This is a genomic window from Rossellomorea sp. FS2 (assembly GCF_047915635.1).
GTDB classification, from domain to species: Bacteria; Bacillota; Bacilli; order Bacillales; family Bacillaceae_B; genus Rossellomorea; species Rossellomorea marisflavi_A.
In genome coordinates this window covers 1,120,131-1,137,246 of the sequence record NZ_JBLRVS010000001.1, presented here as the reverse complement: position 1 = coordinate 1,137,246, position 17,116 = coordinate 1,120,131, and the positions used below count along the sequence as shown (strand labels likewise).

Genomic DNA, 17,116 nt, shown 5'->3' with positions numbered 1-17,116 from the left:
TTTTAAGTCCCCAAAAAGGCACAGAACGCCTTTCCGGTGCCTCCTCCTTATGCTTGTCGGGTCAGCCCAACCCGCCTCCGCTTTTCTTCATGTCCAGCTCCGGGTGCTTGAGGCTCGAGGTCATAAGTCAAAGATCTCATAAAGGCCAAGGACGCCTTTCCGAGATCTTCGCCTTATGCTTGTCGCCTCAGGGCAAGCCCCCTCCGCTTTTCTTTGTCCAGTTCCGGCGGGTTGACCCTCGAGGTCATAAGTCCAAGTCCCCAAAAAGGCACAGAACGCCTTTCCGGCGCCTTTGCCTTATGCTTGTCGGGTCAGCCCGACCCGCCTCCACTTTTCTTCTTGTCTAGCTCCGGGTGCTTGAGGCTCGAGGTCATAAGTCAAAGATCTCAAAAAGGCAAAGGACGCCTTTCCGAGATCTTCGCCTTATGCTTGTCGCCTCAGGGCAAGCCCCCTCCGCTTTTCTTTACACCCGAAAATGTTGTAATGTATCAGCCGAAAATAGTGGACGTTTTTAATGAGAGTATCCTTTAAAGTGAGATTTGTAGACGATGATATCGCTTTCATTAAAGAGAAAAAGGGGGTATTAATGTGCAGGAAATAGCTAAGGCAGGTACCGAAACTGCCGTATCAGCGAAACCGCAGAGCCGTTGGAAGGTCAAGTGGGCTTCTGTTAAGAGAAATCATCTTCTTTATTGGTTATTGGCACCAGCTATCTTGTTAACCATTGTGTTCAAGTACGTACCGATGTACGGTGCATCCATCGCTTTTAAAGATTTCAGCCCGATTAGGGGGATCATGGGGAGTGAATGGGTGGGGTTGAAGCATTTTACAAGTTTTCTTTCTTCCCCTAATTTCATGGAGATCCTTCTTAATACGATCAAATTGAGCTCGTTTGAATTGTTGATCGGGTTTCCAATCCCGATCATTCTAGCATTGATGCTCAATCAGATCAGGAGGGCGGGGGTGAAGAAGAATATCCAGCTTGTTCTTTATGCACCTCATTTCATTTCCGTGGTGGTCATATCAGGGATGGTTTTTCTTTTCCTTTCTCCCACCGGTCCAATCAACGCCATGCTTTCCTTCTTCACAGATAAGCCGGTCTCGTTCATGTCAGACCCCGATGCGTTCCGTAGCATCTATATATGGTCAGGTGTATGGCAAGGAGCGGGATGGGCGTCGATTATCTATGTGGCTGCATTGGCAAATGTGGATCCTCAGCTCCATGATGCCGCAACAGTCGATGGAGCATCCCTTCTGCAGAGGATATGGCATATCGATTTGCCAACATTAAAACCGGTAATGGCTGTTCTATTCATACTGGCTGCAGGCGGGATCATGGCCATCGGATTCGAGAAAGCATACTTGCTGCAGACGTCTATGAATATCCCTTCTTCAGAAATCATTTCAACCTATGTGTATAAGCGGGGACTACAAGCTGGGGACTATTCCTTTGCAACGGCTGTTGGATTATTCAACGCGCTGGTAAACGTCATCCTACTGGTCTTCGTCAACGGGGTGGTCAAGAAGTTGAATGAGGGAGAAGGACTTCTTTAGAAAGGGGAGCATTCAGATGAACACCTATTCAAAGTCAGACCGATTCATTCTATTCACCAATAAGATCCTGTTATGCGGCATCGTCGTAGTGGTATTGTTTCCATTACTCTATGTGCTCCTTGCCTCACTTCTGGAACCGAATGTACTGCTGAGCAAGGGATTGTCGTTCAATTCTTCCGACTGGACCCTTGAAGGGTACCGGAAGATTTTCGAAGATGGTTCCATCGTAAGGGGATTCATAAACTCCATGCTTTATTCTGCGGGTTTCACCATCGTGACAGTGACGGTTTGTATTCTCGCAGGTTATTCTCTATCATCGGACGAATTGGTCGGGAAGCGTTTCATCATGATATTTTTCCTGGTCACGATGTTCTTCAACGGTGGATTGATCCCGACCTACCTGGTGGTCAAGAACCTCGGCATGCTGAATACCGTATGGGCAATCATCATTCCGAATGCCATCAATGTGTGGTTCATCATCCTCTCAAGGACCTACTTCAAATCGATACCTAATGAACTGAAGGAAGCGGCGAGGATCGACGGAGCTTCTGAATTTAAAATATTCCTGAAAATCGTATTTCCGCTATCAAAACCGATCATTTTTGTCATTGCTCTGTATGCGTTCATCGGTCAGTGGAATTCCTACTTTGATGCCATGATCTATCTTGAAGACAGGGACCTCTATCCCCTTCAGCTCGTCTTACGATCAATCCTGATTCAAAATGAGGTACAGCCAGGAATGATCGGGGATCAGCAGGCGGCCGCAGAGCTACAGAGGATTTCAGAAATGATTAAGTATTCATCCATCGTGCTGGCGAGTCTTCCACTCATCATCATGTATCCATTCTTCCAAAAGTACTTTGAAAAGGGTGTAATGGTCGGTTCATTAAAATAATCTCAAGGGGGAAAAAGAGAATGAAGAAATGGTCAAAAACAATGTCAGCTGCAGTATTGACAGGAATCCTGGTTACTGCAGGTTGCAGCAATAGCAGTAAAAGTGCATCTTCCGAAGACTACGAGCTGAAGGACATCAAATTTCCATTGAAGGAAGACGTCAGTCTGAAAATCATGACGTCCAGTTCACCATTGGCACCGAATGACCCAAATGAAAAACTGATCCTGAAGAGGCTGCAGAAGCAAACAGGTGTGGAAATCGATTGGACCAATTATACGGCAGGGGAAACCTTCGATGAGAAACGGAATCTTGCTGTCGCAAGCGGTGATTTGCCCGACGCCATCATGAACACAGGGTACGGGGATTATGAAATCCTGAAACTCGCAAAAGACGGAGCGATTGTCCCGGTGGAAGACTTGATTGAAAAACATATGCCAAACTTGAGGAAGGTCCTCGAGGATGCCCCTGAGTATAAAGCAATGATGACGGCTCCTGACGGACATATCTATTCTTTCCCATGGATAGAGGAGCTTGGTGCAGGAAAAGAAAGCATCCACTCTGTTGATGATTTCCCGTGGATCAATGTAGAGTGGCTGGATAAGTTGGGACTCGACATGCCGACAAATACTGAAGAGCTGAAAGATGTTTTGAAAGCGTTTAAAACACAGGATCCGAATGGGAATGGAAAGGCAGACGAAATTCCGATGTCATTCATCATCAACCATGGAGGAGAAGACGTCTCTCATCTGTTTGGTGCCTTCGGTCTCGGGGAAAATGGAGACCATACTGTGGTGACCGATGATGGGGAAATCAAAATGACGGCTGCTGAAGAGGGCTATAAGGAGGCCATCCGTTATTTGAATGACCTGTACAAAGAAGGACTGATCGATGTAGAAGCATTTGAACAAGACTGGAATACCTACCTTTCAAAAGGAAAAGAAGGGCGTTATGGAATGTACTTCACCTGGGACAAGGCCAATATCACCGGGATGAATGATACGTATGACCTGCTGCCTCCACTTGAAGGGCCAGATGGAGAGAAAAATGTGACGAGAACCAATAATATGGGATTTGACCGCAATAAAATGGTCATCACATCGGCGAATAAAAATCTGGAGCTTACGGCAAAATGGATCGATCAGTTATATGACCCGCTCCAGTCCGTACAGGATAATTGGGGAACGTATGGTGATGAAAAACAGCAGAATATTTTTGAATTCAATGAGGCTGATCAAGCATTGAAACACCTTCCTTTGGAAGGAACGGCCCCTGTTGAGCTCCGTGAGAAAACCTCCATCGGTGGTCCTCTTGCCATATTGGATGAGTATTACGGACCTGTGACCACCAAACCGGATGATGCTGCATGGAGACTGGGGCTAATGAAAGATGTAATGGTCCCTCATATGAAGGCAGAAAATATCTACCCTAAAGTATTCTTCTCCTTGGAGGACCTCGATAAGTTATCCAAGATTGAAACAGATCTTTTTGCTTATATCAACCGTAAAAAAGCCGAATGGATTACAAACGGCAAGATCGATAAGGAGTGGGAAGCGTACCTGAAGGAATTGGACCGGCTTGGACTCCAAGAGTGGTTGGAAATCAAGCAGGCCGGGTATGATCGAAATCAGGAATAGGAAGGAGAGTCATGTAGATGAGGAATCAGACTGAAAAGGAAATGTACACGGAAAAATTCCGTCCTCAATTCCACTTTTCGCCTGGAGAACAGTGGATGAATGATCCAAATGGATTGGTGTATTTCGAAGGAGAGTATCACTTGTTCTTCCAACATCATCCCGATGGAAACACATGGGGGCCGATGCACTGGGGACACGCAGTCAGTACGGACCTGGTCCATTGGGAAGAACTCCCCATCGCTCTTTATCCTGACGAACTCGGGACGATCTTTTCTGGAAGTGCTGTGGTGGATTGGCATAATTCCACAGGATTCTTCCAAGAAGGAAAGCCTGGGCTGGTGGCTATCTATACAAATCATGACACCGATCCTGTGTCGGGTAAGATCAGGCAGCGGCAAAGCGTGGCCTATAGTGTTGATAACGGACGGACTTGGAGCAAGTACGAAGGAAATCCGGTTCTGGAGAATGTATCACTGCAGGATTATCGGGATCCAAAAGTTTTCTGGCATGATGAATCCGGAAAATGGGTGATGGTCCTGGCAACCGGGCAATCCATTACCATCTATCATTCTCCTGATCTGCTGATATGGACGTATGCGAGTACATTCGGTCATGAAGAAGGGTCACATGAAGGGGTGTGGGAATGCCCTGATTTATTCCCTCTTCAATGTGATGGGGAGAAGAGATGGGTCATGCTCGTAAGCATAGGGGATCATCCTGATTACATTGAAGGTTCCAGGACCCAGTATTTTATTGGGGATTTTGATGGAGGGACTTTTACCAATGAGAACCCCGCAGATCTCATTTTATGGCTGGATCATGGCAGGGATAACTATGCAGGGGTGAGTTGGTCCGATCTGCAGGATGGCAGAAGGATCTATATCGGATGGATGAGCAATTGGCGCTATGCAAATGATGTCCCCACCGATCGGTGGAGGAGTGCCATGACGCTGCCAAGGGAGATTGGCTTGAAGAACTCGCCTTCGGGCTATCGACTCATTCAGCGTCCAGTGCGTGAATTGGCGGACCTCTCAGAAGACGGAACGGCTGCTAAAACTCCTCTTTTATTAAATGAAGGTGAAACTTATCAAGAACGAATGCAGACAAATCTTGCTCATCTCCATTTTGAAACGGAGGCAGATACAAATTCGGTTTGGTCCCTCACGATCCGGCATGGAAGGGAAGAAGTGTCACTCTTAACCTGTCGCGTTAGTGAAGGAATCCTTACACTAGACAGGCGCCGTTCGGGAGTCCATTCATTTTCAACATCATTTCCAGCGGTTCAAATGGCAGAATATGCAGGAGATGGAGAAGCCGGTTTCCATCTATATATCGATACCTCATCGATTGAGATCTTTAGTACAGACGGTAGACTGGCGATGACCAGTCTGATCTTCCCGGAGGGTGAAAGCTTAGAATTTGAATGTAGGGCATTAACGGGAAATGTCGTATTGAAAGAATGGAAGGTTTCTGCACTCCGGTCCATTTGGTCTTAAAAGAGTGTATGTTTCCCTTCGTTCGTAACAAAAGACTGCAGGTGCTCCTGCAGTCTTTTTGTACGTTCAAAATGCAAGCAATGCCATGAAGCGGTCTTTTCCCACAGCCGAAAGGAGAAGGGGCAGTCTGGGGCCGCTTTTCTTTCCAAGGACGAGCATGTAGATCGATTGGAATAAAGCTTTTTGTTCGGATTTCATTTTCTTTTTGTCTTCCTGACGACAGATTTCATAAACAGAATTCATCGGATCAGCTCCTGCAGCGATGGAGGCTCGGAATCGTTGAACTTGCCTTTTGGCATCATCAGGAAGCGAGAGGAAGTAATCTACCTGCTTGCTGCCATTTACCTTGAGTTCCTTCTCTGGGTTCCATTTTTGAATCCAATGCTTGACCCGTGCGCTGATTTCCTCAAGCTCTCCAGATTGGACCGTGATTCCCTGATCGCTCAATATGGAACCAAGCAGATCGGTACGGAAGGAAATCAACGGGAGCAGGCCAGCGATTTGATTGAATGAGACCTTTGGACTCGTAATATCGGAGGCGATAAGGTCCATTACTTGCTCCATGACAGGATCATTCAGCGACCCATCCTGATAGGCGGAGAGAACTCTCTCAAACTCGGAGTGGTTCTTGATCACATCATCATCCAACCCTATATGAAAAGCAGATTCCGGCCGGTGACGGGCGAACAGGAACAGAACCACTTCCGGACGATAGACGTCCAATAGATCCTCAGTCTTTAGGACCTGTCCCGAGGAACTGGACATTTTCTTATGAGATCCCTTCTGACTGATGAACTCGTATGCGGTATAGAGGGGCGCCTTGTAATCAAAGATCCTGGCGGCAATCGCTTTTGATACCGTATAGCTGCCGTTCTCGGAGGAATGATCCCTTCCTCCAGGCTCAAACTTCACCCCTTCAACAGCCCACCTCATGGCCCAATCCACTTTCCAATTCAATTTAAGGAAAACTGAATCGAGTCTTTCAGTTTCGTTCACTCCGCATCTGCAGTGATACGTAAGTGTCAAAGCTTCTTCCGAAAATGAGTCGATATGGACGTCATCCTTTCTGCACACTTTGCAATAAACCGTCGCAGGGTAAAAGGCATCGCGCTCATCCTCCGATGATTCATTCGTCTTGAACTCCATAAGAATGTCGTAAATTTCCTTCCGCTTTTTCAATGCAAGTTCGATAGAGGGAAGGTATCTCCCAGACGTATACTCCTTATGCTGATAAATAAACTCAGGATGTATATTGAACATTTCGAGTGATGTTTCAAATTCCTTCTCGAAATGAGAGGCCCATGTTCCCTGTCCAAATGGATTAGGCACTTCGGAATATGGTTTTCCTATGTGTTCGGAAAATCCCGCATCAATATTGGAGGGGATCTTCCTTAACCGGTCATAATCATCCCATGAAAAGATGAAGCGGACGTTTTTCCCCATATTCTTCAACGCTTTCGCCACAAAATGAGTCGTTGCTACCTCCCTGAAATTCCCCATATGAACCGTGCCTGAAGGACTGATACCGGATGCCAGCGTGTAAGTTTCAAGATCAGGATCGGTAAGAACGATTCTTTCGGCTATTTCAAAAGCCCAGTGCATGATGAAAATCCTCCTTTTTCTATGATCTAGCTTCCAACAAAAAAACTCCCACCCCCAAGATCGAAATCTTGAGGGCGGAAGCTTCCATCCGCGGTACCACCTCAGTTTACCGTTACAGTCACCTGTCCAGCCTTATCAGGTACGGCTTTATGCGATACCTTATCCTTTTAACGGGGGATTCCGCCACATCATCCTTGAGAACTCAATTCCTTGTGGAGCTCAGAGGTTTTTTTCAATAGGATTCCACAGCCCCCTTTTCAGCTGCCGGGGGTCTCTTTACAGTTTTATCCTACCTACTCGTCTCATCATCGCTTTTAGATTGAATTGATGATAACAGAATATTCATGATATGGCAAGGGACGCTGAATTAGTTGTTTCAAAAAAAAGTCACGCTGATAGTGTAAACATTGGATATTTTCAGAATTATTCATTGACGGAAGCGTTTTCTGATGTTATGGTTAAGGCAATTAAAATCACAAATAGAATTATAAATCACATATGTGATTAAGAGGTGGTAGGTATGTCTGTAAAGTCAGCAAAGAGGGCGTTGGATATTTTAGAAATCCTATCGCACTTCCCCCGTGGTTTAACGATCAATGAGGTTAGTCTCAAGCTCGGGCTCCCTCAGAGCAGCACATTTAATCTCATCAAGACCCTTACCCAAGAAGGATACCTGTATCAGGATGAGATGAAAAAATATCGCTTGGGAGCAAAACTGATCAATCTGGGAACTGTAGCAATGGAAAGTCTGGACATTCATCAAGTATCCCTCCCGTATCTGAATGGATTGATGGAGCGCATGAATGAAACCGTATTCATGTCTGTGCTTTCCGGAAATGAGCTCGTTTACATAGCGAAGATCCTGAGCAATCGTTCCATCCGGACGACAGCTGAACCAGGCCATGTCAAACCCCTGTACTGTACGGGGCTCGGAAAAGCTTTTCTCGCTTTCATGCCGGAAGAGGAAAGGGAACGTCTATTGGACGGGATGACCCTGCAGCAGATTACGCCAAAAACCGTGACGAACCGACGGGAGCTCCTGTCTCAGTTGGAATCGTTCAAGAAACAGGGATACAGTATTGATGATGAAGAAAATGAAGAAGGCCTCTATTGTGTGGCTGCCCCGATTTATGGTGCAAGGGGAGATGTGATCGCAGCCATCAGTGTGGCTGGCCCAAAAGAAAGGATGACCGTCCAGGGCAATGATGTCATCAGGGATTTACTGAGTACCTCACATGCAATCTCACAAAAAATCGGATTCATTCGATAAGAAATGAGGGATAGGAACCATGGATGTCGTCGCTATAGGAGAAACACTGTTATCATTGACCCCAGCACATAATGGATTATTGCGACATGCTGAATCATTGAAGCCGAAAGTGGCAGGGGCCGAAACGAATACACTCATCGGACTGTGCCGTCTGGGCCATAGGACAGGATGGATCAGTGCGGTCGGAAACGATGAAATCGGCGAGCGGATTGTTGCCACGGTGCGGGGTGAAGGAGTCGATACGACTCATGTAAAAAAAGATGAAATGCACAATTCAGGAATCTTTTTTAAAGAAATCATCGGGAGCGGAGAGGTCAGGGTCCAATACTTCCGCGCAGGATCTGCCGCTTCCCATATGGAGCCTGCCGATTTACCTGCATCCTTCATACGCTCGGCCAAGTATCTTTATCTTACAGGAATCACCCCGGCACTGAGCGAAACGTGTAAACACACAATTTTTGAAGCGATCAAAATAGCCAGGGATTCAGGAGTAAGCGTGGTATTCGATCCGAATATCAGGAGGAAGCTGTGGAGTGAAGAGGAAGCAAGGTCCACTTTGACAGCGTTATGTGAGCTATCTGATATCGTCCTTATCGGTGGCACCGAAGGAATGTTCCTCTTCGGGACGCAAGATACGGATGAAGTTGCCCATCGATTATTCGAAAGCAAGCAGACCCGCTTGGTTGTTATCAAAAAGGGGGCAAAGGGGGCTGCCTATGCTAAACCGGGAAGCGAGACCGTTCAAGTCGACCCATTCCCGGTATCCAGCGTGGTCGATCCCGTGGGAGCGGGGGACGGATTCGCTGCGGGGTTCTTGTCAGGGCTGATCGAAGGGCTGAAAACAAAGGAAGCCGTAAAAAGGGGCTGCGCCGTCGGTGCCATGGTCACCATGGTCAGTGGTGATTATGAAGGTCTGCCGGATGAGCGGCGCTTGGAATCATTTCTAAACAGAGACAGGGAAGACATTGAAAGATGAGAAGGAAGGCTGATGAAAATGAAAACGCTTAACAAAATCCTTGAAGGAAAAGGGATCGCCATCATCAGGGGTTACCACACGGAAGACGCTGTCAAGATTGCCCGTGCCTTGAAAAAAGGAGGCGTGACCCTTTTAGAAGTGACGTTGAATTCACCCGATGCCCTCCGCACCATCAGGGAGTTGTCTAATGAGTCCGGAATGACCGTCGGAGCCGGTACCGTTCTGGATGGTGCCGCAGCACAGGGAGCAATCGAAGCAGGGGCGAAATTCATTTTATCTCCCACCTTGAAGGTCGAAACGATCCGGACTGCGAAACGGTACGGGGTAGTCAGTATCCCCGGGGCGTATACGCCTTCTGAAATCTTGACGGCTTTTGAAGAAGGGGCAGATATCGTAAAGGTGTTTCCTGCAACGGCCCTCGGACCATCATTCATCAAAGATATGCAGGGCCCGCTTCCTCAAGTCCGCCTCCTTCCGACCGGTGGTGTAACGGTAGAAAATGCAGCAACGTTCTTGGAAGCTGGGGCTGTCGGTGTAGGGCTCGGAAGTTCACTTGTGCATAAAACAGAATGTGTGGATGACGCATTCTTAGACGAAATTGAAATGAAGGCCAAACGGTTCAGGGAACTGGCCATGATGAGAGGGGTAAGAACATGAAGATAACAGGATATGAGTTATTCCAAGTACCACCAAGATGGTTGTTCCTTAAGATCGAAACAGACGAAGGAATCACAGGCTGGGGTGAGCCGGTGATTGAAGGAAAGGCAGCAACCGTCAAAGCTGCTGTCGAAGAACTCATGCAGACGCTGATCGGAAAGGATCCTGCCCGCATCGAGGACCATTGGAACATGATGTACCGATCGGGATTTTATCGTGGTGGACCCATTTTGATGAGTGCCATTGCGGGCATAGATCAGGCGCTGTGGGATATAAAAGGGAAGTTTTACGGAGCACCCGTCCATCAATTACTCGGAGGAGCCTGTCGTGATTCGATCAAAGTGTATTCATGGATCGGGGGAGACCGCCCGAGTGATGTTGGAAAAGCGGCTAAAGAAGTAGTGGATCGGGGATTTGAAGCAATCAAGATGAATGGTACCGAGGAGCTTCAATACATCGATTCCCATCAGAAGATCGATCAGGTTCTTGAGAGGGTGGCGGCCATCAGGGAAAGCGTGGGACCGTACGTGGGCATCGGGATCGATTTCCACGGACGAGTACATAAACCGATGGCCAAGATACTGGCCAAAGAACTTGAACAGTTCCGCCCGATGTTCATCGAGGAGCCAGTCCTGCCTGAAAACAATGAGGCGCTCCGAGAGATCGCTGCTCATACGAATATTCCCATCGCCACAGGAGAGAGAATGTTCTCCAGATGGCAATTCAAGCCGTTGTTGACGGATGGATATGTAGATATCATTCAACCGGATCTTTCCCACGCTGGGGGGATAACGGAGTGCAAGAAAATCATTTCCATGGCAGAAGCCTTTGATGTAGCTGTAGCACCCCATTGTCCTTTGGGCCCGATTGCCCTTGCAGCCTGTCTACAGGTGGATGCGACTTCCCATAATGCCGTCATCCAGGAGCAGAGCCTGGGTATCCATTATAACGTCGGAAGCGATCTGTTGGATTATATCGTCGATAAGGACGTATTCCGTTATGAAAATGGATTTGTTGAGATCCCTCAAGGCCCGGGGCTGGGCATTGAAGTGAACGAAGAGGTGGTAAGGAAGATGGCGGCCGAGGGACATGATTGGCATAATCCAATCTGGAGACACAAGGATGGCTCCATTGCCGAGTGGTAAAGGAAAAGGTTAACTGACAAAAGGGAGGGATTCACATGGATTCAGGAACAATGTTGATTCTTATAACCGTATTAGGAATTGCACTGCTATTATTCTTAGTTATGAAATCAAAGCTTCAGGCATTTGTCGCCCTTCTCATCTCGAGCTTATTCATCGGACTCTTATCCGGTATGGAGATGCAGGAGGTCATTGCCTCCATCGAACAGGGGATGGGAGGAACGTTGGGGTTCATCGCTGTCGTCGTCGGCCTTGGTGCCATGTTCGGTGAAATGCTCAGGGTTTCCGGTGGAGCAGAACGCCTGGCGATTACACTGGTGAATAAATTCGGGGATAACAAAGTCCAGTGGGCACTCGGTTTGACCGGGTTCATTGTAGCCATTCCTGTATTTTTGGATGTTGCACTGGTTATTTTGATCCCGATTGTTTATAGTCTTGCCCAGAAAGCAAAAAAATCGACGCTCTATTTCGGAATTCCATTGCTGGCGGGACTTGCCGTGACGCACAGTTTTGTCCCTCCTACACCTGGACCGATTTCAGTTGCGTCCATCCTCAATGCAGATCTGGGATGGGTCATCCTATTCGGATGTCTCGCAGGTATTCCGGCCATGATTTTGGCAGGACCTGTATTCGGCCGGTACATCGGGAATAAAATCGATGTGAAAGTACCGGATTTCATCGATCAGGAAGAGCTCCAAAAGTTTAAGAATGAAAAGGATTTACCAAGCTTCGGTATGATTTTCATCCTGATCATGATTCCATTATTCCTGATCCTTCTCAATACAGTGACGGGACTGGTTTTACCAGAAGGGAACACCGCGAGATCGATTCTTACGTTTGTTGGTCATCCGTTCATCGCTCTGACGATCTCAACGTTGTTGACGTTTTACTTCCTTGGGACGAAAAGGGGTTATTCCAAGGATGATATTCAGAATATCGCAACCAAATCCCTGGAACCTGCAGGGATCATCATCCTCATCACCGGTGCAGGGGGAGTGTTCAAACAAACCTTGATCAATAGTGGTGTAGGGGATGTACTGGGTGAAATGATGGCAACTTCCAATCTGCCGCTTGTCGTCGTAGCATTTATTATTTCAGCATTCGTCCGCGTGGCACAGGGCTCCGCCACCGTCGCGATGATCACGGCAGCCGGCTTGATGTCCCCGATCCTTGGAATGGTGGAAGTGTCCCAGCCGATGCTTGGATTACTTGTCATATCCATCGCGAGCGGAGCGACTGTATTCTCCCACGTCAATGATTCAGGCTTCTGGCTCGTCAATCGTTTCTTCGGATTGACTGAGAAGCAGACCTTACAAACATGGACCGTGATGGAAACGATCATCGGATTTGTAGGATTCGGTGTTGTATTCCTTATCAGTTTCTTCGTTTAAGTGAAAATAAAGCCCGGAATCCTGCATACTTACAGGATTCCGGGCTTTTTGACTTATAAATAGGATTTAAGGATCCATAAATAAAAGACCTGGACTCGGTCCAGGTCTTTACCGTTTAAAATATGATGCCCAGCAGGGAAAATACAATGACAGCGGAGAATAGCAGTGTCATGTGAAGTAAAGAATAGAAGAACATTGTATTTGCCCACTGCCGCTGTTCCATTTTACGTCTTCCGTAGATGCTCAGAACGAGCCATCCTGCACTGAGTACAAGGCCGATCGTCATAAGGGTGATGCTCACCGGCATAAGAAGGAGACTGGCCAATGCCAACACCACAAGATACACATTGGTTTGAATGACAGTGCGCTTGAATCCTTTCACCACTGGCAGCATTGGTACGTTAGCTGCTTTATAATCATCATGCTTCCTGATGGCAATGGCATAGAAATGCGGCATCTGCCAAATCATACTAATGACGAAAAGGCTGATAATGGCCGGATGATCGATGGAAGAATGGACGGCCGTCCACCCGATCAGGACGGGCATCGCACCGGATATACTTCCAATCTCCGTATTATAGATCGTCCGTCTCTTGCTCCACATCGTATAGGGAACGACGTAGAAGAAAAGACCGAGTAAACCGAATAAAGCGGCCATCGGTGTCGTGAGTGCCAAAAGGAGCAACCCTACCAGGGCCATGCTGATGGCGATCCACAAAACGGTCATCGGCTGGATATCACCTGTGACGGTCGGACGGCTCTTCGTCCGCTCCATGAGGCTATCGATATCCCGGTCATAGAGATTATTGAAAGCACCGGCAGCACCGATCACAAGGGCAGATCCGAGGACGGCCAGAATGATATTGGGCAGGTTCTCAACCAGATTCAAATCGAACATGTAGAGTGCCAGTGTCAATCCGGCGACCATTGGAATCAGGTTGGATTTGATGATGCCGGTCTTGATGGTTTGGGTCAAGACCTCACTATATGCGCGTTTCGTTGGTAAAACGTGCTCTTGAGTTTTCATTATTATCATCTCGCTTAGCTGGATTCTATGAAGATAGTAATTCGGTTTGCACATACCGAAAAGAATATATATACTATATGGTATATTAATAGTATATTCGTAAACTGTCAAGAAATCAGGAGGACATCATGAACAGAAGAATGACGCAAGAGGAAAGAAGGAACGAGACACGGCAAGCACTTCTGGGCGCAGCAGTGGAATTATTTGCACAAATGGGCTTCCACGGGGCTTCCATTGATAAGATCTCTGAAAAAGCAGGATACAGCAAAGGTGCATTTTATGCCCATTTTGATTCTAAGGAAAACCTATTCCTCATACTCCTTCAGCAGCAGATGGAGGGATATGTCCACGACATTGAATCGATCCTAAATCAACAAGAGTCCATTGAAGACTTTGTGACAGCCATGAATCACTACTATGAACAACGCAAATTCCTCGAACAATCGTCCTGTTTGCTAAACATAGAGTTCCTACTTTACGCCATGAGGGATCCATCCGTAAAGGAAAAGTGGTCTGACCTCATCCAGGCCTCAGTCGATCAGATTGCTTCAGGAATCGAAAAGCTCCTTGGAAGTGTACATCCTTCTAAAGAGCTGACGCCGGAAGAACTTGCCTGGGCCATTTTGTCACTGGAGAATGGGATATCCATCTATTCCTTCATCCGTCAAGATCAGGTGCCATACAGACTATACGAAAAAACATTGAAAGACCTCTTAATCTGTTAAGATATGTGTCACTGTTCATTGAACACTATTCATTATACCAGCTGTACATACAGAGAGAGCGATCTGGATGTGACATTTCTCTAAACAATCGAATCTACCATCTTTGGAGGGAATCATGGAAAAATGGATTATTGAAAGCATGGAGCAATACGGTTACCTTGGGATCTTTTTATTGGTGGCACTTGAAAATATCTTCCCACCCATCCCTTCTGAGATCATCCTGACGTTCGGCGGATTCATGACCACAACGAGCAGTATGACGATTCCGGGCGTCATTCTCGCTTCAACGGCAGGGTCTGTCGTGGGGGCCATCATCCTTTACGGGATCGGGGTGTTACTCTCAGCCGACAAACTTGAACGGATTGTTGATAGATGGGGCCATATCCTCAGGGTCAAACCAGATGATATAAAGAAAGCCGATCGATGGTTTGACCATTATGGGTATCGTGTCGTCCTGCTTGGGCGGATGGTGCCGTTGATCCGAAGCCTCATTTCGATTCCTGCAGGCGTTGCGAAGATGAAATTTATGTACTTCCTTCTCTTCACGCTAATCGGTACATTAATTTGGAATACTGTCCTTGTATGGGTGGGATCGGCTGTTGGAGATTCATGGGACAGGATCGTTCAATACATGGACGTATATTCTTACGTCGCCTACGCACTCATCGCATTGGTACTGCTCTATTTTGCATACAGGTGGATGAAGCGATTCAAGAAGAAGTAATATCTCGGGCCGGGCTCACCTATGTGAGCCTGGCCGTTTTTTTGTGTGGAACGGAATCTTGCGGGCTATACTACAATTAAGGAGGCATGCGTTCATGACATCAAAGAGTGAGAATATGGAAAAGGAATATAAGAACCTCGAGAGGCTGCTCGCTTCCACCCTGCACTATTTGTCCGACGATGAAGTAGAAGAAATCGATCTCGAGTACCTCATGGAGCATACGAACGGACTCCGGGAGTGGTGGCAGCAGTACCGGGAGAAAAACAAAAAGGTATTGGAAAAGGAAATTCAGCATCTTTTGCCTTCTCTTTCTCTGGAGGAATTGGAAGAATTAAAGGCAAGACTAAAAAAGTAAACCTTGACTGAAAAGGTCGTTGAGTTTGATGAACAAAGGGTGAACAAACGTTTACAATTAAGTTACAACTGCACATTATAGTTGGAACCGTTACCCATCTATCTGATATAATCAGGATAGGTAGAGAAAGGGGCAGGGGGCCATGCAACTGCAAAATTTAAGCACAGAAGAGATTGATCTCTGTTATCGCGCAGATCCATTTGAGATGACTCGGTCAATCTTAAAAGAGGACCTCAGGGGGCTTGAAATCATCTCACTCAAAGGGATTGAAAAGCGAAACCTGCTTCCAAAAGAAGTCGTAAACGTACTGTTGATCTATTTCTATGAGGAATTTGGTGGACAGGTGTATAATCGCACCGATTTGATTAAATTATACAATTCATGGGCATCAAATAATGTAAACACATTCGATGAAGCAGTCCAGATGGCAAAGGAAGACATCAGGCATTATCTTGGCCGCTGATGATTAATGTATATAGATATGAAGCGAGACCGGGACAAAAATGTTTTTGTCATAGCGAAACCCGAATCCAGTTGCCTACGATCAGGCAATTGAATTCGGGTTTTTAATTTGTTTCATGAATATTCCGTTTTTCTTGTTTCTTGCGGTTGATAGGAATGCAGGACGAAGACTCCTGCGGGTAGAGTAGCTTAGAGGAGACCCCGCCGCCTTGCCGAGGAGGCCCGGGCTACCAGTGTTCGTCATTCAATGGCACCTTTTTGTTTTGCCTCAACCTCTTTTTATCTCAAGTTTTCAATCAGTCCTCCATTTATTATCAGACAATATTGAATAATCACTCAATCGTTGTTATACTGTGAAAATCATGTCGAAGGAGGAATAGATTGTTGATCAACTATCATAATCGAACATTTACTGCAGTAGAAAACTCTGAAAACGGGGAGGTCTCGACACGGACCATTTTCACATACCAGCAGGAAGGAGACCTTCTGACTGGTTCGTATGAAGGTGGGGAAATACAAAAAGGCTTCCTTATCGGATTGGTTGGCGATGATGGATGTCTTGATTTCCGCTATAATCATGTGAATGTGGATGGAGCTATCCGTGGGGGGATATGTCGATCCACTCCGACTCTTCTGGATGATGGGAGAATTGAACTGAAGGAGGACTGGGAATGGCTGGATGAAGCAAGGTCGAAGGGTCATTCTGTGATAAGGGAAATAGTGGAAGGAGACCGTTGACCATCATACATACAAAGTTTTGGACGCTATGCTTGATCAAGGACGGAGATCGGGTCTTGATGATCGACCGGCAGCACGATGATTTTACAGGTTTTATCCCTCCGGGTGGCAAAGTAGAGTTTCCTGAATCCTTTACCGCAGCCGCAATCCGCGAGGTGAAGGAAGAGACCGGTCTTGAAGTAAAGAACCTACAATACAAAGGGATTTATGAGTATGTCAATCCTGAAAGAATGGAAAGGTATATCATCTTTAATTATCTTACGACTGAGTTTTCCGGAGAACTCTTGAAAAACCCGGCGGAGGGAATTCCCACGTGGATTGCCCTCTCCGACGTTCCAGGGCTCCCTATGAAGGCTTCCATCAGGATGCGATTCCCTTACCTCTTGAAAAAAGGTACATTCGAGATACATGTGACATGGAATGAATCGAGAGGTTGCGAGGGTGATGTCAGTATAACTGTCACATGAA

The 17,116-nt window shown here is 46.7% G+C and carries 17 protein-coding genes and 1 other annotated feature; of the genes, 15 read left to right on the top strand and 2 right to left on the bottom strand.

Translation table 11 applies throughout. The features are described 5' to 3' along the window. Window positions 1–597 precede the first annotated feature (597 nt). From ACNA6I_RS06065 to ACNA6I_RS06050, 4 genes are read left to right on the top strand one after another with little or no spacing between them, the layout of a single operon-like run. Window positions 598–1,554: an ABC transporter permease gene (locus tag ACNA6I_RS06065; RefSeq protein ID WP_370295113.1), complete on the top strand. Its 957-nt coding sequence runs from the start codon at window positions 598–600 to the stop codon at window positions 1,552–1,554. 16 nt (window positions 1,555–1,570) lie between these two features. Further along, the gene (locus ACNA6I_RS06060) at window positions 1,571–2,449 is read left to right on the top strand and encodes a carbohydrate ABC transporter permease (RefSeq protein WP_048003587.1); all 879 of its coding nucleotides are present in this window, start codon (window positions 1,571–1,573) and stop codon (window positions 2,447–2,449) included. 20 nt (window positions 2,450–2,469) lie between these two features. Then, window positions 2,470–4,083, top strand: a complete 1,614-nt coding sequence (locus ACNA6I_RS06055; RefSeq protein ID WP_048016297.1) for an ABC transporter substrate-binding protein — start codon at window positions 2,470–2,472, stop codon at window positions 4,081–4,083. Window positions 4,084–4,100: 17 nt separating this feature from the next. Then, a complete protein-coding gene (locus tag ACNA6I_RS06050; RefSeq protein WP_416313066.1) occupies window positions 4,101–5,579 on the top strand; it encodes a glycoside hydrolase family 32 protein in 1,479 nt (492 codons plus the stop codon). A 66-nt stretch (window positions 5,580–5,645) separates the two neighbouring features. On the opposite strand, the gene lysS is transcribed toward ACNA6I_RS06050, so the two are convergent. Beyond that, window positions 5,646–7,181 (bottom strand): lysine--tRNA ligase, encoded by a 1,536-nt coding sequence (gene lysS / locus ACNA6I_RS06045; RefSeq protein ID WP_048016295.1) that lies wholly within the window; start codon window positions 7,179–7,181, stop codon window positions 5,646–5,648. Between the two features lie 67 nt (window positions 7,182–7,248). Further along, window positions 7,249–7,499 (bottom strand) — a binding site (T-box leader). Window positions 7,500–7,701: 202 nt separating this feature from the next. On the opposite strand from lysS, the gene ACNA6I_RS06040 reads away from it, so the two are divergent. Genes ACNA6I_RS06040 through ACNA6I_RS06020 form a run of 5 tightly spaced genes read left to right on the top strand, consistent with a single transcriptional unit; the run spans window position 7,702 to window position 12,617 of the window. Then, window positions 7,702–8,451, top strand: coding sequence for an IclR family transcriptional regulator (locus ACNA6I_RS06040; protein ID WP_048012733.1), 750 nt, complete (start codon window positions 7,702–7,704; stop codon window positions 8,449–8,451). Window positions 8,452–8,470: 19 nt separating this feature from the next. Then, entirely contained in the window at window positions 8,471–9,427 is a 957-nt protein-coding gene (locus tag ACNA6I_RS06035; RefSeq protein WP_063191508.1) for a sugar kinase, read from the top strand. An 18-nt stretch (window positions 9,428–9,445) separates the two neighbouring features. Beyond that, complete coding sequence (locus ACNA6I_RS06030; RefSeq protein ID WP_416313220.1) at window positions 9,446–10,084, top strand: bifunctional 4-hydroxy-2-oxoglutarate aldolase/2-dehydro-3-deoxy-phosphogluconate aldolase; 639 nt, start codon at window positions 9,446–9,448, stop codon at window positions 10,082–10,084. Further along, on the top strand, window positions 10,081–11,229 hold the full coding sequence (gene dgoD / locus ACNA6I_RS06025) for a galactonate dehydratase (protein WP_252266496.1): 1,149 nt from the start codon (window positions 10,081–10,083) through the stop codon (window positions 11,227–11,229). The genes ACNA6I_RS06030 and dgoD overlap by 4 nt, the downstream gene beginning before the upstream one ends. 35 nt (window positions 11,230–11,264) lie before the next feature. After that, window positions 11,265–12,617, top strand: a complete 1,353-nt coding sequence (locus tag ACNA6I_RS06020; protein WP_048016293.1) for a GntP family permease — start codon at window positions 11,265–11,267, stop codon at window positions 12,615–12,617. A gap of 115 nt (window positions 12,618–12,732) precedes the next feature. Here ACNA6I_RS06020 and cyoE read toward each other — a convergent pair whose 3' ends face one another. After that, window positions 12,733–13,644 (bottom strand): heme o synthase, encoded by a 912-nt coding sequence (gene cyoE / locus ACNA6I_RS06015; protein WP_048003595.1) that lies wholly within the window; start codon window positions 13,642–13,644, stop codon window positions 12,733–12,735. A gap of 128 nt (window positions 13,645–13,772) precedes the next feature. On the opposite strand from cyoE, the gene ACNA6I_RS06010 reads away from it, so the two are divergent. The 6 genes from ACNA6I_RS06010 to ACNA6I_RS05985 all read left to right on the top strand — a co-directional run bounded on the left by ACNA6I_RS06010 (window position 13,773) and on the right by ACNA6I_RS05985 (window position 17,115). After that, window positions 13,773–14,369, top strand: coding sequence for a TetR/AcrR family transcriptional regulator (locus ACNA6I_RS06010; protein ID WP_048003596.1), 597 nt, complete (start codon window positions 13,773–13,775; stop codon window positions 14,367–14,369). Window positions 14,370–14,484: 115 nt separating this feature from the next. Then, window positions 14,485–15,093 carry a DedA family protein gene (locus tag ACNA6I_RS06005; RefSeq protein WP_063191511.1) on the top strand — a complete coding sequence of 203 codons (609 nt, stop codon included), beginning with the start codon at window positions 14,485–14,487 and terminating at the stop codon, window positions 15,091–15,093. A 94-nt stretch (window positions 15,094–15,187) separates the two neighbouring features. Continuing rightward, entirely contained in the window at window positions 15,188–15,448 is a 261-nt protein-coding gene (locus tag ACNA6I_RS06000; protein ID WP_048003598.1) for a hypothetical protein, read from the top strand. Window positions 15,449–15,653: 205 nt separating this feature from the next. Continuing rightward, window positions 15,654–15,911 (top strand): hypothetical protein, encoded by a 258-nt coding sequence (locus ACNA6I_RS05995; protein WP_156489339.1) that lies wholly within the window; start codon window positions 15,654–15,656, stop codon window positions 15,909–15,911. Window positions 15,912–16,294: 383 nt separating this feature from the next. Further along, a complete protein-coding gene (locus ACNA6I_RS05990) occupies window positions 16,295–16,648 on the top strand; it encodes a n-acetylglutamate synthase (RefSeq protein ID WP_187427049.1) in 354 nt (117 codons plus the stop codon). Next, window positions 16,645–17,115: an 8-oxo-dGTP diphosphatase gene (locus ACNA6I_RS05985; RefSeq protein ID WP_416313065.1), complete on the top strand. Its 471-nt coding sequence runs from the start codon at window positions 16,645–16,647 to the stop codon at window positions 17,113–17,115. Before ACNA6I_RS05990 ends, ACNA6I_RS05985 begins: the two co-directional genes overlap by 4 nt. Window position 17,116: the final 1 nt, after the last annotated feature.

What these genes read in the sequence shown, in the direction of transcription:
- ACNA6I_RS06060 (WP_048003587.1), top strand. Translation starts at nt 1,571, where the DNA reads ATGAACACCTATTCAAAGTCAGACCGATTCATTCTATTCACCAATAAG.
- ACNA6I_RS06055 (WP_048016297.1), top strand. Translation starts at nt 2,470, where the DNA reads ATGAAGAAATGGTCAAAAACAATGTCAGCTGCAGTATTGACAGGAATC.
- ACNA6I_RS06050 (WP_416313066.1), top strand. Translation starts at nt 4,101, where the DNA reads ATGAGGAATCAGACTGAAAAGGAAATGTACACGGAAAAATTCCGTCCT.
- lysS (WP_048016295.1), bottom strand. Translation starts at nt 7,181, where the DNA reads ATGCACTGGGCTTTTGAAATAGCCGAAAGAATCGTTCTTACCGATCCT.
- ACNA6I_RS06040 (WP_048012733.1), top strand. Translation starts at nt 7,702, where the DNA reads ATGTCTGTAAAGTCAGCAAAGAGGGCGTTGGATATTTTAGAAATCCTA.
- ACNA6I_RS06035 (WP_063191508.1), top strand. Translation starts at nt 8,471, where the DNA reads ATGGATGTCGTCGCTATAGGAGAAACACTGTTATCATTGACCCCAGCA.
- ACNA6I_RS06030 (WP_416313220.1), top strand. Translation starts at nt 9,446, where the DNA reads ATGAAAACGCTTAACAAAATCCTTGAAGGAAAAGGGATCGCCATCATC.
- dgoD (WP_252266496.1), top strand. Translation starts at nt 10,081, where the DNA reads ATGAAGATAACAGGATATGAGTTATTCCAAGTACCACCAAGATGGTTG.
- ACNA6I_RS06020 (WP_048016293.1), top strand. Translation starts at nt 11,265, where the DNA reads ATGGATTCAGGAACAATGTTGATTCTTATAACCGTATTAGGAATTGCA.
- cyoE (WP_048003595.1), bottom strand. Translation starts at nt 13,644, where the DNA reads ATGAAAACTCAAGAGCACGTTTTACCAACGAAACGCGCATATAGTGAG.
- ACNA6I_RS06010 (WP_048003596.1), top strand. Translation starts at nt 13,773, where the DNA reads ATGAACAGAAGAATGACGCAAGAGGAAAGAAGGAACGAGACACGGCAA.
- ACNA6I_RS06005 (WP_063191511.1), top strand. Translation starts at nt 14,485, where the DNA reads ATGGAAAAATGGATTATTGAAAGCATGGAGCAATACGGTTACCTTGGG.
- ACNA6I_RS06000 (WP_048003598.1), top strand. Translation starts at nt 15,188, where the DNA reads ATGACATCAAAGAGTGAGAATATGGAAAAGGAATATAAGAACCTCGAG.
- ACNA6I_RS05995 (WP_156489339.1), top strand. Translation starts at nt 15,654, where the DNA reads ATGACTCGGTCAATCTTAAAAGAGGACCTCAGGGGGCTTGAAATCATC.